Genomic DNA, 14560 nt, shown 5'->3' with positions numbered 1-14560 from the left:
CACAGCGCAGCCATGACCAGTTCCGAATGCCGGTGGATGTCACCACCGCCGCCGCGTTGCTGCATTTACACAATACAACCAGAACTCTACTCTGCGAATCCTAAGAATGTTCTCCCGTTGAGGTTTTGATTCATGGAGCTTTTCGGACAATACGGCGCTCAGTTTGTCTCCTTCGGCTTGGCCATTGTGCTGGCAATTGCGCAGTATTTCTTGCAGCCGAAGGTGAAACTTGTCTGGGGCTTAACTCACGGCTTCATGCACAAGGTTACACTTGAGCAAACAAGTGAAGAGGAAGCAGACCATATTGCCATCTGCACCAACTACCACCTTCTCTCAAACAACGGGAGAGGTGTCGCGACAGACGTTGAAGTGACGTTCAATTACATTCCCAAGAACTTTGAAGTCTGGCCACAGAGGCAGTTTGAAACCAGTGTGAATCCCAATGGGAGATTCATTGTCAAGTTCGGTAGCATTGCACCCCGTGAGCAAATCTCACTCAATGTGCTGATGTTGCATGGAGAAACGCCGAGTATCCTGAGCGTCCGCTCGAATGAAGCGACTGGGAAACTCATACCGCTAATAGTGAACCGACGGTTTCCTAGATGGTTGTATGTAGTCGTTGGGGCACTCTTGGTCCTGGGTTTCGCATCTTTCATTTACCTAGTGATTGAACTGGTAGGAGTGTTTGCCGCGCTCTCCTCAACGCCAGCAGCACCCTGAGCATGCGGCCACTGCGCAAACCGATGATCGTTCCCGGTCTCCGAACGGTTCGAAGCTGTTGACCTCGCTGTAAGCGCACCGAAGGCAGTCGATGATCAGCCTCCAGCCCCGCTCCTTGGCGAAGGCGACGGTGATCAGGTTGAGGGTCTGGTTCCTGGGCATCGTGAAAAAATGCGTCGTCAACAGGATTGGCGAAGAACGGGCATAACCCCGTTTTCACCTAGCCAGGGCAACGAATCAGAGTCAGACTCGAATCACGTCGTCCGATCAGCAGTCTTGCGTATGAGATCGACCGGCGCACGTTAACAGTAGAAGGCGAAAAAACGATTGGAATACGACCCACGGACCAAGGAGGTCCAGTTGTCATTTGACCTAACACCGGCCAACGACAACACCCCGCCAGATCTGACGGACTCGGACGATCTTTTCGGGAGACTGGAGCAAGCGGAAGCACACTGGTTTAGCCTCCCCGCGTACATCCGCCAGCTCCAACAGATCACGGACGGCCCCTTGAATGACAACAGTCACAAAGAAGCCGGAAGGATCACCGAGATCATTTACGATCTCATTTGTGAATGCAACGTTCCATTGAGTGAGCGGTAAACTTTCGCAGCCAGAACGAGCGATCTCGACCGGAAATCAGGCCGAGATCGCATTTTTCTGTTAATAGCCATTTTTTCCTTGGATAACTCAGTTCCGCACTATTGTCAGACATTCGAGGGGCTGGACGAGGCCCTCGACCGCCTCGCACTCGTATTCCTTCAGCGCCTTAAACTGCTCGATCTCTTCCTCCGTGAACATGAACTTGTAGGCCCTCCAGTGCTTCCGGCGATGCGCTTCAAGTTCCTCCTGCGCCTTCAAGTGCTTTTGCCAGAGGACTTCGAACTCTTCGTCGGTCTCGAAACGATTCCTCATGATACGCTTCCAGTTCTCTTTCGGATTCAGGCGCTGCTTCGGCTTCCTGCAAGTCCTTGCCGTCGATCTCTGACCGACGCGAGACGGCCTCTCAAGAGTCAGGTTGTTCCAGGCAAGATCGTTCCGGTTGCCGTTCTTCATGTAGACGGACTGGTCGATCCACTCCCCCGTCATGAATAGCCACGCTGCCTTCGTCTGAGATACAAGACGACCCTCGACTCCGATTTTGGCGGTATTGTTCCCTTTGGCTTTTGACCCAGCTTGTTTTCCGGTATTGCGTCCAGACCTCCATGTGAAGACACCGGTTGCCGGGTCATAGTCTACGAGCGTCTTCAAGCGCTCCTGCGTGATGCTCGTGTTGTCAGTCATTCCTTATCCATGAGTGAGAAAAAAAGCCCCACACGATCCACGGGGACCATGCAGGGCTATATGAGGGTATTTGTCAGCGTCGATCTGAGGCGACAGGGGCAAGTGCTACTTCGCAGTTCGCACCCGTGTACCGGAGCTGACACTCAGGCAACTTCAGCGGACCATTGTCATTCTGGAAGGTGGCATTGGCACCTTCGGCGTCTTGAAGAGCCTCGAAGGGCCGTCCGTAAACGCTAATCTCGACGGCAGCGGTGCCAGCACCAATCGAGGAAAAGAAGTAGATGCCGCGTTCAACTTTGACCGGCGCGTTTTCAGTAAGTCGCATGATTGAAATCCTTGTACTTTTTAGATGTCGTCGTCTTGGCTTCCGAGAGATTTCCGGAAAGACGACAGGAGGCTCACGGCCTCTTCACGGGATGGCAGAGGTGTCTTTCCGTTTCCGGTTCCTCTGTTGTCGGCGATGACACCGGCCCACCTGAGATACTTCACAGCCTCTCGAAAGTAGGCCGCGTTGGTCGCCTCGTTGTCGTCCTGAAGCTTCTCGATCAGGGAAGCTTGAAGTTGTTTGTCCAGCTCGATGAGCAGTTCAACAGTAGCTTTGGGCATCAGATTGATCTTTCTATTTTGACTCATCTAAGCGTCCCCGGGAGAGCAATCCTCCGAGGGTTTCGACACGGTTTGTGTTCGTGGACGGTCAGCGGACTGAATGCCGGGGATGGCGCAGAAGCGATGCTACGTGGGGCGAAGCTCATCGGGTTAAACCTTGAAGGGGCGATCCTGAGTCATGCGTCACTGTTGGTGGTCAGGTTTGGGCGTGTCCGCATAAACGAGCGAGCGCCGATGTCTGCTGTTGCATGAAGACCCTGAAGCGATCCATAGACGGTGAAGGTCAGCTGTGCGGACGAAACAGACATCTACAACCTTGCAGGAACGCGCGTTTGGTATGCGCGGTTTTGCCGCCCATACCTTGTTCTCATTTGACCCTTCAGACGTTCACTCGATAGCCGGTAGCCCTGTCACGGCTTCAAATGCATCAGAATGGGCTTCGACATGATGCGGATCACGTGTCCCCGGTAGAACTTCGAAGAAAGGATCGAAATCGACCATCGCCTGCGCCAATACGCCCAAGATAGTCGGGTCGCCATCGAGCGTTGCAACCCCGTCCGCGATCTGCGCATCCAGCGTTTTCTCCCCAGCCATGACCGGCTCCAAGTCTAGGCGATTGATGGTTAGTGTCACGTCCGGCGTACCAGAGATAAACCCTTCGACATTGGTCAACGTGCTGTTGCGCAGTTCAACGAGGAATTTCTCCCCATTGTCCGGAGTTATGAGGTTCATGGTAAATTCGTGCCCATCGACCTTGCGACCGTCCATCTTGATGGCGAGGAAGTTGAGGAACAACTCGGTTGACATGGCACGGATTACGTCCGGGCTGGAGGTATCCGGTATGTCCCCCTCCGGAATGCCAGTCCGTAATTCAAAGGCGCCGGACAGGAACGAATTGCGCAGGCCCGGGTTTTCCTGCTGGTAGCCAAGCTGTTCGTAGACATCCGCCAGCAGGTTTCGCGCCGCCATGTTGCGTGGCTCGGCCTGAACCAGCTTGTTGAGGATCTCGGTTGCCAGCATGTAGTCGCCCTTGTCATGCAATTCGGCCCCGCGCGCGATGATCGCGTCCGACCCACCCATCATCTCAACGTAGAGCGGCGCGCTGTCCTCCGGCGACAGCGGGATCAGCGTAGCCGGGTTGCAATCCCAGAACCCGATATAGCGTTGCACAACACCGCGACTGTTGTGGGCTGCCGAGCCATGATAGCCGCGACAGTGCCATTTATCCTGCAGTCCTTTGGGGAACTCATAGACGTTGTGGATCTGATTGATCGTCACGCCCTTGTTCACGAAATGCAGCACCTGATTGTTCATATTGGCGTATACATCACGCTGGTCGCGCAGGATTGACTGAATTCGGTCGTTGCCCCAGCGCGGCCAATGGTGCGAATAGAACATCACCTCGGCCTCTTCCCCATAAAGGTGCAGAGCCCGTGAAATGTATTTCGACCAACGTAACGGGTCCCGCACCGGCGCACCGCGCAACGTGTAGATGTTGTGAACCGTCGCGGTGACGTTCTCCGCCATCCATAGCGCTTTCATGTCCGGCAAATACGTGTTCATGTTAGATGGTGCTTCGGTTCCCGGGGTGTTCTGAAAGATCATCCGCACCCCGTCGACCTCGAACTCCTCGATATCGTCTTCTACAATGCGTGTCGGTGCGATCAGGCCGACCTGACCGGCGGAGACGCCTTGTCCCAGCCCCTGACCGGCATAGCCGTGCGGGCTGGCCGGGAGCAACAGACCATATTGGTAGAAAAGTCGCCGGTTCATAGCGTTACCGGCATAGACGTTCTCAGAAATCGTGTGTTCCATGAAGTCGCGTGGCGCAATGATCTCGACCTTGCCGGCGCGGACATCAGCTTCGTCGACAACACCGCGCACGCCGCCCCAATGGTCGCCGTGACTGTGCGAGTAAATCACGGCCGTGACTGGTAAATCGCCCCCGACATGCTCGCGTAACAGTGCGAGCGCTGCCCGCGCAGGCTCGGCAGATACTAACGGGTCGATCACGATCCAGCCGGTCTTGCCCCGAACAAAGGACACGTCAGACAAATCAAAGCCGCGCACTTGGTAGATGCCCGGGATCACTTCATAAAGACCGTAGTTCTGGTTCAGGCGAGAAATGCGCTGCATCGACGGGTGAATGCTGTCGAAATCAGTGTCGGTGTTCAGGAAATCAAAGCGTTCCTTGTCCCAAGCCACGTGGCCCGCGTCGGCCATAATCTTCTTGTCAGGCATTTCGGCAATCAGGCCGCGTTGCTGCTCTTCAAAATCTTCCGTGTCGGAAAACGGCAGGGTTCGGCGGGCCTCGTCCAATACCTTCAGCGTGTGTTCGGAAGGTGCCTTACCCTTGGGATGGAAATGGCCCTCAAGCGGTGCCGCTTCTTGCGTCTGGGCCGCGGCTTCATCGAGCAAAACGCTTCCGGAAACGGCAAATGCGGTTCCGACTGTGGGAATGGCTTTCAATACGTCTCGTCTGGTAGTCATTTCGTTCCTCCCGGCTTTTATTAAATGAAATGTGTTGCTGACTTTACGCGACCTCGGGATAGAAGGCTTTGATGTTGAACAAAGGCTACGAACGTGGATACGTTTGTCCATTAAGCTCCAATTCGAGTGTCTTGTTTGGGCTCACTCCAGACCTTCGCCGCACCTTCGACCAACTCCCGGAATGCGGACCTAGTAGACCTTTTCCTACATGGAACTCACGGCCCATTGCGGACGCTCATGCAAGACAAGACCAATGACTGTCTCTAGCTTTTTTCTGCGGCTCCACCAAATCTAGCGGCGACTGATTGTTGCGGCCGACTTTGACCGGCATGACCCCTCAGCGCAGGTCCAGGAAGGCCAGCATTTCAATCTTCTGTCTATCTGCAGGGATAGGTGGTGCATTCATAGAGGTCCCTCGTGACACGAATGTCCGCACCTAACATATACTCGTTCGTGCAGTTTCTCGGGTGCTAGGTGAATCGTGCTTCTTTACCGGACACCCCAGTCCGCAGGCAGCGGATACCGACGACCGGTCAATTCGGACACACATGTCCGGTGGTGTGATATTGAAATGCAGTTTTTTCAATGCGATATTCCAATTCAAGGAAAGGTTATCGCCATGACTGAGAAACAACAAGACGGCAGCGACCAAAAGGTTGTCCGGCTTCGCCCACAGAATTCGAAGGCTGGCATGTCTTCGGAGCGGAAGTGGGGCAAGAAGGTTATTGATCTGGGCTTCTGCATCGTACCCTCGCTTCTTCTCCGGGCACAACAAAGACTGGGACTGAACCCAACACAGTTGGCAGTTTTGATACAACTATGCGATTTTTGGTGGGATGAGGCCAGAAAGCCGCATCCCGGCGTCAAACGGCTCGCAGAACGCCTGAGCCTGAGTGAGCGGCAAGTGCGTCGCTACATTGCGGAGCTGGAGCAAGCTGGATTGGTGCAACGCATCGAACGATTGGCTGCGCATGGAGGAAAGCAGACGAACATCTACGACCTGACGGGTTTGGTTAAGCGTCTGAAAGAACTTGAGCCCGAGTTTCGCGAAGTCGACGACGATGCAAAGGAAGAACGTAAGGCGGTTTCCAAGCGTGGCTACAAGCGACGTTCAAAGCAAGCGGCAGGCAGTACCAAAGAGGGGTAGGCCCTACAAATGCTGAGCCCCGGGCGCATACCTAGGGCAGAGGCGGATCCGGGGCGAACGTGAGTAAAATGCAGGATACGGACGTAGATGTCAAGGGGTACGCATACAGTGCGGACGCTCTAGCCGAACTTGAAGCGACGCTTTCACCCGAACGCTTTGCAACGTATTTGTGCGCCGCGGGAGGCGACAAACAACTGGCCGCGCAGCTATATACATGGAACACGGCTGTAAGTGCAGCGTTCTATGGACCACTTCAAGCACTTGAAGTAGCTGTCCGCAACTCGATGCACTCCAATCTTACAGTAGCCTATGGGGCATACTGGTACGATAATCCGGCGACTGGCCTTGATAGGCGAGCGCAGTCGAAGGTAGCGCAGACAAAGAGCGATCTGCAACGCAATAGCTATGCAGTTGATCCGCCTCATGTCATAGCAGGGCTGTCCTTTGGATTTTGGGTGTCGTTGCTTGGCCGTGGTGGTCGGCTAAATCCCACCGGACGGGCGAACTATGAAATGACACTCTGGCGACCGGCGCTTCGCAACGCGTTTCCGCACGCAACATCGCTGAACCGGACAGGCGCACACACACCGCTGGACTACCTTCGTACCTTCCGGAATCGGATTGCGCATCATGAGCCGGTTTTCGAACGTCATCTGGAACAGGATTACCAGAACGTTCTTGATGTTATGGCTTGGGTTTGCCCGCACAAAAGAGCTTGGATGGAGGCTCATTGTCGGGTTCCCGATATTCTAACGATGCCGAAAGATGATCCAAACATTCGTTTCTAGGGCGTTTCGTTTTTACCAAAGCACCTTAAAAAAACCGACCTTTGAGAAATCATACTCCCTACACATAGCAGCCATTGATTGAGGTTTCAGCGAATGACTTTTCCCGTCCGAGTTTCGAGTTCAATGCATCTCGCCAAAGGTCTTGGATCGGCTCGAAGCGGTTGTTCGACCTAACAAACCATAGAGCATTGATTGGAGGCAAAGCAGACATTGAAGTCGGTGAGTTGACGTGTTTCAAGATCCGAAAAGGAGCCCTAAACATGAGACACGACCTCTCCGACGCAGAATGGCGGTCGCCCTTAGCTCCTTCGCGATAGAACTTGTTTCAGGCTGGCATGTTGCCCTGAACTTGCGCAATTACGGCGCCGACCTCTACCGATGTCGCAGACCGGGACCGTTTCACCGGAGCCTTGTTTCCGGTGATATCTTCGATCTCTTTGTCAAGGTCAAACGTTCCGGCTTTGTAGGCAGCGACGATATCTTCTGCCGGAACACCCTTCTCCTGGGCAACTCGTCGGATCTTCACCTGCGTATTGGTGCCGAACTGGTTCACGCTGTTTGAGGTCGGGTCGCCACCATAGCGCCTTGGAACCGGGTTCATTTTCTTGACGTAGTCCTGAAGTACACCGGCAGCATCACGGACAGCGTCTTGCGCCCTTTTCTCGTCAGCACGGTGTTTCTTCACGTCGCTCAACAGCTGATCGTTCTCAGCCTTGAGCCGAGCGACTTCAGCTTCAAGTTCAATCACCCGTTCGTTTTCTCGGGAGTTCTTCAAAGCGTCTTCGAGAATGCGAGGATCAACCTGGGACAGAGATTGGATGTCGAGGGTTTGGGAGCCTTTGGAATTGGCCATTGGATCATTTCCTTTTCTTGTTGTGGCAGTTGATTAGCGGTACTTGCGCTTCTTTGTTGCCTTGCGGTTGGTGGAGGTGTCACCCATCTTCTTGGCGTACCAAGCGGCATAGGCCTTCTCCATAAAAGGGCCATCGAGCTTGCCGAGGGCATAGTCGAGCGCCAGCTGTCGAGCAGTATTGTCGGAATCCGCGTAAGCGAAGAGCGATGCGGCTTGAGCTTCGCCAATTTGATCTCCAAGACTTTCCATTGCCGAAAACCGGACGCTCTCATAGGTCTCGTGAGCAGCCTCTTTGGAGACACCAAGCTGATCCTGAATAACATCAATGGCGTTGTCGACGTCACCGACACGAAGACCTAGTTGGATGTCGTCCAGTGCTTCGATGCGATCCCGATCTTCGTCGAGTAGTTCGTCCAACTCGTCGGCAATCGGACTGTCACCCAGCGCTTCGACAATGTCTTCGGCTTCTTCACCGAGACTTGCGCCCTCAGTCAGGTGGTCGTCCAGTTCGTCTTCGCCTTCATCGGCTTCGTGACGCTCTTCAAGTTCTTGCTGGATCTCCTCAGGAACCTTTCGAGGCTTTGTGGTCTCGTCGGTTACACCTGGGTGCGGGACAAGATCGCTGCCACCGTACGTGTCGGGGTCCACCCACGTGTTCATGGAGGGAGACCACATGCAATCGGTGACACCGTCAAAGGCCTTCGGAGCGGGTTCGAAGCTGAAGCCCGTCGGTGCCGGATCAGATTGCGCGTCGTAACCTTGAGCAGAACCGAGTATCTTCTCCCGAAGGATCTCTGTCTGACCCTCGTGTCTGGATATTCGATCCCGCTCCGTCACAAGATCATCACCCGCTGGCAGGAGCTTGAAGCTCAGTCTGTCGCCGCTTTTGGCTCATAGACGAACGGTTTGGACACTTCTTCACCACCATCCGCGACGACCATCTCTGCGTTACCTGAAAGGTTCTTCAGCTCAACTTCGAACTTCGAACCGTCCTTCAGTGTGACGTCTGCAAGACCCTTGAAGCCCTTCACGCTCATTCCAACGTCTCCGATGACGTCCTGATAGGAACCAAGCGTCAGGTAGACGTTATCGATGATGCGGGACAACCGAGCTTGAAGGACTTGCCGGTTGTTTTTCCGGTCCTCGTACATGGTTGAGAACATTTGCTCGAGATCGTCGCCATCGAGCTCCTGAGAGACGGGTTTGCTCAGCTTGAGTTCAGTCAGCTGTTTGTTCAGCCCCCGCAACCGACCATCTAGTTCTTCAATCGTCTTCTCATAGCGGTCACGAAGGGCCTCTGAACCGGCAGACACCGCCCGATCCATCGCGACATCCAGTTTCCTTTCAATCTCTTCAACGTCCTTGGTGAGACGCTTGATGTCACGCTCTCGGTTGTCGACGACAGGTGTGGTGTCCCGCTCCTTCTCTAGCTCGACCACAAGACTGTTCAGCATGCTCAGCTCGAAGGCCTCAACTTTGATGGTCTTGTTTCCGCACCTCTCTTCTCTCGGCAGTGCCTTGCTGTCGAAGCATCTGAAGTACTGATAGGACCGCCCGTCCCTTTGGGTGGCGTGGATGCTCATCGGACCGCCACACTTGCCGCATCGAAGCATGGAGGGGAACAGGTTGGGGATGCTACCGGACACCGACCGGGGTGCGCGTCGCCTTCCCTTGTTCTGTTCGTGAACAAGCTGCCACTGGGTCTTTTCCATCAACGGCTCGAAGATGCCTTCGTGCACACCTTCACCGAACTTGGAGGCACCGTAGAGCGCGGGGTTGTTCATGATCGATTGTACGGAGCTTTGACGCCACATCTTACCCTTGGGGGGAGAGACACCCTCGTCGTTCAGTATGCGGGAGGTGTTCAAATAGGAGTTGCCAGAGCGGATCAGATCAATCAGACGCTCAAGGGTCGGTCGGTGCTCTTCGAGAACCTGATAGGTCTCCCGGTGAATCCAGAAGGGCAACGATGCAAGCTTGATCTTCTCACCGGCTGCAAGGCGCTTTGCTCGAGCCACATAGGTCTGCTTAACCGCCCATGACTTCTGTTGGCTCTCTTGGTTCGCCGCCGATAGACCGACAAGGGTGGTCAGAGGGATTGTGGTGTTGGCGTCGTAAATCTGTTTGTTGATGAAGGTGTCGTGCTTCGCGATGCCAAGGGTAATTCCGGAGACGATGAGGTTGAGGAACAGCAGCTGCGCGTCACTGGCGTCCATGCGTGTGAGACGGGAGTAGTCGTCGATAATCAAGACAACGTCCTTTGAGATTTCCCCTGTCTGATAGGACTCGATCAACCTGCCGAGCTGCGCCTTCACGTTGCTGCCCTTGAATGCAGAAACACCTTGGTCACGGATCGTATCGATCAGCTCCAGTTTATGGCGACGACAGAACTCCTGAGCTGTGCTGTCCTGGCGGTCTTGGCTGTCCCCGCCATCTTGCTTGGTCGTGGACCAGCGCTGATAGGAAATGGCCTTGCGACCGTGGAAAATGGAGGTGTCGAACATCGAACGGCTCACCAATGAATGTTACCAATGGTAATAGATATGACTGTACAGACAACAAAATTCAAGGTTGGAAAGTGCGTTTGGAGGCCAGACAGATGGTGGTCAGACAACGCTTGTCGCAGTCGGAGTGCGACAACACCCAAAAAACCCTAGGAAAACTGCAGGGCTCAGAGGGTCTCTCTTAAAACATTGAGAAATAAAACGAGAGAGAAAGACACCGGTCCTGTGAGTGTACTTGGAGTGCCCCAACAGTGGACTTAAGACCCCTTCCAATTCCCCATACCGTAGCCGTCTTCCGTCCCCCAAACGGAAGGCGAGCGTCATGGACTTTTGGAAACGACCATAAGAGAGACAACAACATCCAATCTCATTTTGTCTCAGCACGAAGTGTCCAGCTTCGGAGTCGATCTGCGTCCATCACTTGTTCAAGTGTCTGGAACTCTGGAAGCGATACGTAAGATCCGGATCGCGGACAGTCCTGTGCATTGGACTTATGATAGGGATGGATATTGATTGAGGATGATGCTCGGTCTGTTGACCTCGCGTCTTACTGGACACTGTCACGCTCTCTCGAACCCTGTCTGCTCACTGTCGGTGTCTATGAGTGCACTTACAGGAATGAGTGTCAGCCTCGGCTCGGGTGAACGGCTGGTGTCTTCGCCAAGCCGAGCGACGATGTAGGTGACTGCGAGTGTCTTGAAGCGGCTTGAAGTGACTGGCAGAGACTTGCAGTGCGATATCGGAGAGTGTCTGTCTCAAATTGGGACACGGAAGAAGAAGCAAACACACGACACAGATCGCGCCCACAACACATAGAGCCCCTCCTCTCCAATACCACTACATACAGACGCCGCTCTCACCGTAAACTTATGTCAACTGAACATTCTTGGAGCCCGGCCTGGTACCAGTATTGCTCCTCGAAATTCCGGTCGTTCAATCCCTCGACCGGCACCTACACCACCTATCGGGGCGAGCAGCGTTTCTGCCAGTAACTTTCCGAGTTCGCCCCGCACCTTCCGGCAGCAGGCACCCCGTCAGCCGAACTGACCTCCGCCTGCTGCCGCTTTTTTTTGAAGATTTCTTTGACCGCGAGTGCTTCCTGCACGTTCGTCAGGCCCTCACAACAGGTCAACCGTTTGGTCACAGTGCCCAAGCCTCTGATACCACACAGGGTTCGTTCGGATGACAATCCGCGCGGACCCGAGATGGGCACTGTGGCCGCCCTATTAAAAACACCACTCACTGACAGATCAGATAGGTGCAGGTCTTGCCGTGGCAGCCGATGTCGACATGCAGGTGGGACTTGTGGAATTCATCGCCTTCCGGACTGAGCACGGTCGTGAACCGCGCGCAGGCACTCTTCTGGATGTCGGTCAGAAAGCGGCCTGCCGGCGTGTCCTTGCCCCAGTCCGTCTCCACTGAAACGGAGGCCCCCTCCTTCATCGCAAAGCCGGAGATATCAACCGCCTTGCCCAGCGCATGCTCGGACAGTTTGCCGTCCGGCTGGTTGTTGCGCCGGCGGCATTGATAGCCCGGTCCCGTGGCGATCGACTTGATACCGCCATCGAAATGCTTTTCGGCTGCCGGCAGCACGTCGCTCTGAAGCCATTCGGAGAAGGTCTGCGCAAATGCGCAGGACACCGTTACCGCCCCTTTAAGCGCCACCTGCGCACCTTCGCGCTGGATGCTCGTCAGCCTCACCGGGCTTTCGATGCCGCAGCCGGCGTCCCCGGAGAACTCGCCGCGAACCGGGGGAAGGCTCTCGAAGTCCATGCCCGGCAAGTCGCAGGCCGCAGCGTCTTTCACGTGCGGGCTGACCGCCTCAGGGGGCTGTACGGGCTTCGGCTTCGGCATGGGCGAGGCGATCGCGTTCCCGGGCTCAGTCTTGCTTGTTTCTGCAAGCGGCTTGGGTGCCGGGACGGGTTCGGCGGCGAACGCAAGAACCAAAGAGAAGATCAAAAAGACAGTTGCCGAAAACCCGAAGCGCAGTCTCTTGTGCATTCGCCCCTCTTGACTTGCAGGCATGATTCAAATGTGGCTGACTGCCGGTCAGCATCCCTCAGCGCCTTTCGAATGTCGAGACACCCGCATGACACTTGAACTCTTTTCCGCCTATGTGGTGGCAACCCTCATCGTCCTCGCGATCCCCGGACCAACGATCATGCTCGTGGTCAGCTACGCACTGACCCAGGGGCGACGCTCGGCCTTTGCAAGTGTTCTCGGGGTCGGGCTCGGCGATGCGACCGCCGCGGCGGTGTCCCTGCTGGGTCTTGGAGCTATCCTGGCGGCCTCCGCGACGGCGTTCTCGGTTCTCAAATGGGTCGGCGCCGCCTATCTGGTCTGGCTTGGGATCAAGATGTGGCGCAGCCGCCCCGCCGTTCAGAACGTGCAGCAGATGGAACATATTTCCGCACGAAAGATCTTCTGGCATGCCTATGTCGTGACATCCCTGAACCCGAAGGGCATCGTTTTCTTCATGGCGTTTCTGCCGCACTTCATCGCACCGCAGGCGTCCGTGGCGCCGCAGCTTTTTCTGCTTGGAACGACATTTGTCGTGCTGGGTATCCTGAACGCGGCTGTCTATGCGTTCGCTGCGGCGGCGATCGGTCAGAAGCTCAGGAGCCCGTCCCTGCTGCGCCTGGTCAACAGGATCGGCGGCGGGTTTCTGATATCGGCAGCGGCCATGACGGCGACACTGCAAAGATCGACCGGTTAGGGGTGAATCGCTCTAGCGGCTGGACGCAAACGCCGTTGCGCGCTTGACCTTCGGCTTGGGCCGTTTTCTTGCCGCTTCTTCGGTCTTCAGGCCGAACGAGGCCCCGGACTTCTTCAGCGTTTCCAGGGAGCGCTTGGCGCCTTCCTCGCTGAGCGCGGCGTAGCGCTGGATTGCCGCGTTCAATTCAAGACCACCGATGCGCAGCCGGCGCGCGCGCATGGTCAGGATATCCTTGTAGGCCTCGGCCGTGACGCCGTTGGCCCTGCACAGGATGATGAGCGGCTTGTCGCTCGCACTGAACAGCAGTTGCGAAACCGCTGCCGGCGGCAAATCGCTGACCCTGGCCAGCAGCATTCCCAATTCGGCCGTCCTGTCCGCGCGGGCGAAGGACGTCACCGCATCGTCGATCCGGGTCTTGTTGCCCAGGACGTCGTTGATGAGGGCATTTGATTCTTCGCGCGCGTCGTCCAGCTTGTGGGCGCGTGCGGCCACCTCCGTTGCGGCCCGCTGCGCCAGAAGGTTCACCAGCGTGTTGTCGGCACCGAGTGCGGTGATCCGCTCCTTCAATGCATCCGTGAGGAACGGCAGCAGGGCATGCGCGGCTTCCTCAGGCAAGTCCGGACGATTGACCAGCGCAGATTGAATGGACTCGTCGGAGCGGGCTTTTTCGACAAGTTTCAGGAAGGATGATTCAGCAAATTCCGCGCCTTCGTTCTCGGCAACCCGCTTCAGGACCCTGCTGTCACCGCGATCGACGAGCACCGTGGTGACAGCCTTGTCGACGGTCTTCCTGCCGGCGATCGCACCCAGGTGCGCCATCGACGCGTTTGACGCGATATCGACAAGGTCCTCGCTGGTCAGCGCCGGACTGTTTTCAAGGACCGGTGCGGCGACGGAAATGGAGTCATTGGCCAGTTTCACCATCAACTCATTAGGCGCGTCGTTCTCATGACACACCCTTTTGGCAAGGATCATGCGGGTTTCTTCTTCAAGCTGCCCGAGAACCTTCAGGACGATGTCGCCGAAGAGGAGGCTGATCTGCTCGTCCCGGTCCTTGCCGGCGCCGACAAACATGTCCGTCAGCGCACCGATGAGGCCTTTGCGCCCGGTGGCACTGGAATCCTTTGCCAGCTCCGCAAGTTTCGACAGATTGATCATTGCTTCTCCGAAGCGCACGACACGCCTTTACGGACCATAGCAGAAGCTTCTTAACAGGACGCTACTGGTTCATCCTCGTGCCGAACAGGGTTTGCCAACGCCTGCACCGGAGTTGATATCGATAACAGGCTGTCAAGGCGATTGGCGAAATCAAAAAAGATCTGACGCTCACAAGCAAACAATGTCTCATTTTTTTGACATCTAGTCGTTCGTTATCAAGGCGTTAAGGAGAGGATTGGCCAAAAACACAATCTATTGGTGTGAAGCCTCCGCCGCAATGCAGCATCTTTTTTG

General features: G+C 55.6%; 14 protein-coding genes. 5 read left to right on the top strand and 9 right to left on the bottom strand.

The genetic code is table 11. The features are described 5' to 3' along the window. Window positions 1–132 precede the first annotated feature (132 nt). Window positions 133–720 (top strand): hypothetical protein, encoded by a 588-nt coding sequence (locus tag ACO08A_RS19490; RefSeq protein ID WP_422037611.1) that lies wholly within the window; start codon window positions 133–135, stop codon window positions 718–720. Between the two features lie 690 nt (window positions 721–1410). Here the strand turns inward: ACO08A_RS19490 and ACO08A_RS19485 are convergent. From ACO08A_RS19485 to ACO08A_RS19470, 4 genes are all read right to left on the bottom strand, one after another. Next, window positions 1411–2004 carry a hypothetical protein gene (locus ACO08A_RS19485; RefSeq protein WP_422037610.1) on the bottom strand — a complete coding sequence of 198 codons (594 nt, stop codon included), beginning with the start codon at window positions 2002–2004 and terminating at the stop codon, window positions 1411–1413. A 73-nt stretch (window positions 2005–2077) separates the two neighbouring features. After that, window positions 2078–2329 carry a hypothetical protein gene (locus ACO08A_RS19480; RefSeq protein ID WP_422037609.1) on the bottom strand — a complete coding sequence of 84 codons (252 nt, stop codon included), beginning with the start codon at window positions 2327–2329 and terminating at the stop codon, window positions 2078–2080. Window positions 2330–2349: 20 nt separating this feature from the next. Beyond that, on the bottom strand, window positions 2350–2637 hold the full coding sequence (locus ACO08A_RS19475; RefSeq protein ID WP_422037608.1) for a hypothetical protein: 288 nt from the start codon (window positions 2635–2637) through the stop codon (window positions 2350–2352). 360 nt (window positions 2638–2997) lie between these two features. Beyond that, the gene (locus ACO08A_RS19470) at window positions 2998–5100 is read right to left on the bottom strand and encodes an alkyl/aryl-sulfatase (protein WP_422037607.1); all 2103 of its coding nucleotides are present in this window, start codon (window positions 5098–5100) and stop codon (window positions 2998–3000) included. Window positions 5101–5671: 571 nt separating this feature from the next. On the opposite strand from ACO08A_RS19470, the gene ACO08A_RS19465 reads away from it, so the two are divergent. Together ACO08A_RS19465 and ACO08A_RS19460 are read left to right on the top strand one after the other, a co-directional pair. Continuing rightward, window positions 5672–6247, top strand: a complete 576-nt coding sequence (locus ACO08A_RS19465; protein WP_422037606.1) for a helix-turn-helix domain-containing protein — start codon at window positions 5672–5674, stop codon at window positions 6245–6247. A gap of 59 nt (window positions 6248–6306) precedes the next feature. After that, window positions 6307–7035 carry a hypothetical protein gene (locus ACO08A_RS19460; RefSeq protein ID WP_422037605.1) on the top strand — a complete coding sequence of 243 codons (729 nt, stop codon included), beginning with the start codon at window positions 6307–6309 and terminating at the stop codon, window positions 7033–7035. Between the two features lie 325 nt (window positions 7036–7360). Here the strand turns inward: ACO08A_RS19460 and ACO08A_RS19455 are convergent, their stop codons facing one another. From ACO08A_RS19455 to ACO08A_RS19445, 3 genes are read right to left on the bottom strand one after another with little or no spacing between them, the layout of a single operon-like run. Continuing rightward, window positions 7361–7888, bottom strand: a complete 528-nt coding sequence (locus tag ACO08A_RS19455) for a hypothetical protein (protein WP_422037604.1) — start codon at window positions 7886–7888, stop codon at window positions 7361–7363. 33 nt (window positions 7889–7921) lie between these two features. Beyond that, the gene (locus tag ACO08A_RS19450; protein ID WP_422037603.1) at window positions 7922–8725 is read right to left on the bottom strand and encodes a hypothetical protein; all 804 of its coding nucleotides are present in this window, start codon (window positions 8723–8725) and stop codon (window positions 7922–7924) included. Window positions 8726–8757: 32 nt separating this feature from the next. Next, on the bottom strand, window positions 8758–10392 hold the full coding sequence (locus ACO08A_RS19445; RefSeq protein WP_422037602.1) for a recombinase family protein: 1635 nt from the start codon (window positions 10390–10392) through the stop codon (window positions 8758–8760). Window positions 10393–11261: 869 nt separating this feature from the next. Here ACO08A_RS19445 and ACO08A_RS19440 point away from each other — a divergent pair. Further along, on the top strand, window positions 11262–11384 hold the full coding sequence (locus tag ACO08A_RS19440; protein WP_422037601.1) for a BA14K family protein: 123 nt from the start codon (window positions 11262–11264) through the stop codon (window positions 11382–11384). A gap of 247 nt (window positions 11385–11631) precedes the next feature. Here the strand turns inward: ACO08A_RS19440 and ACO08A_RS19435 are convergent, their stop codons facing one another. Beyond that, window positions 11632–12393, bottom strand: a complete 762-nt coding sequence (locus tag ACO08A_RS19435) for an extensin family protein (protein ID WP_422037600.1) — start codon at window positions 12391–12393, stop codon at window positions 11632–11634. Between the two features lie 88 nt (window positions 12394–12481). On the opposite strand from ACO08A_RS19435, the gene ACO08A_RS19430 reads away from it, so the two are divergent. Then, window positions 12482–13108 (top strand): LysE family translocator, encoded by a 627-nt coding sequence (locus tag ACO08A_RS19430; protein WP_422037599.1) that lies wholly within the window; start codon window positions 12482–12484, stop codon window positions 13106–13108. A gap of 12 nt (window positions 13109–13120) precedes the next feature. Here ACO08A_RS19430 and ACO08A_RS19425 read toward each other — a convergent pair whose 3' ends face one another. Further along, on the bottom strand, window positions 13121–14266 hold the full coding sequence (locus ACO08A_RS19425; protein ID WP_422037598.1) for a DUF2336 domain-containing protein: 1146 nt from the start codon (window positions 14264–14266) through the stop codon (window positions 13121–13123). Window positions 14267–14560: the final 294 nt, after the last annotated feature.

The sequence above is a fragment of the Roseibium sp. genome (assembly GCF_965232425.1).
Lineage (GTDB): Bacteria > Pseudomonadota > Alphaproteobacteria > Rhizobiales > Stappiaceae > Roseibium.
Note: the sequence above shows the minus strand (reverse complement) of the source record. Positions and strands in the feature narration are given on the sequence as shown.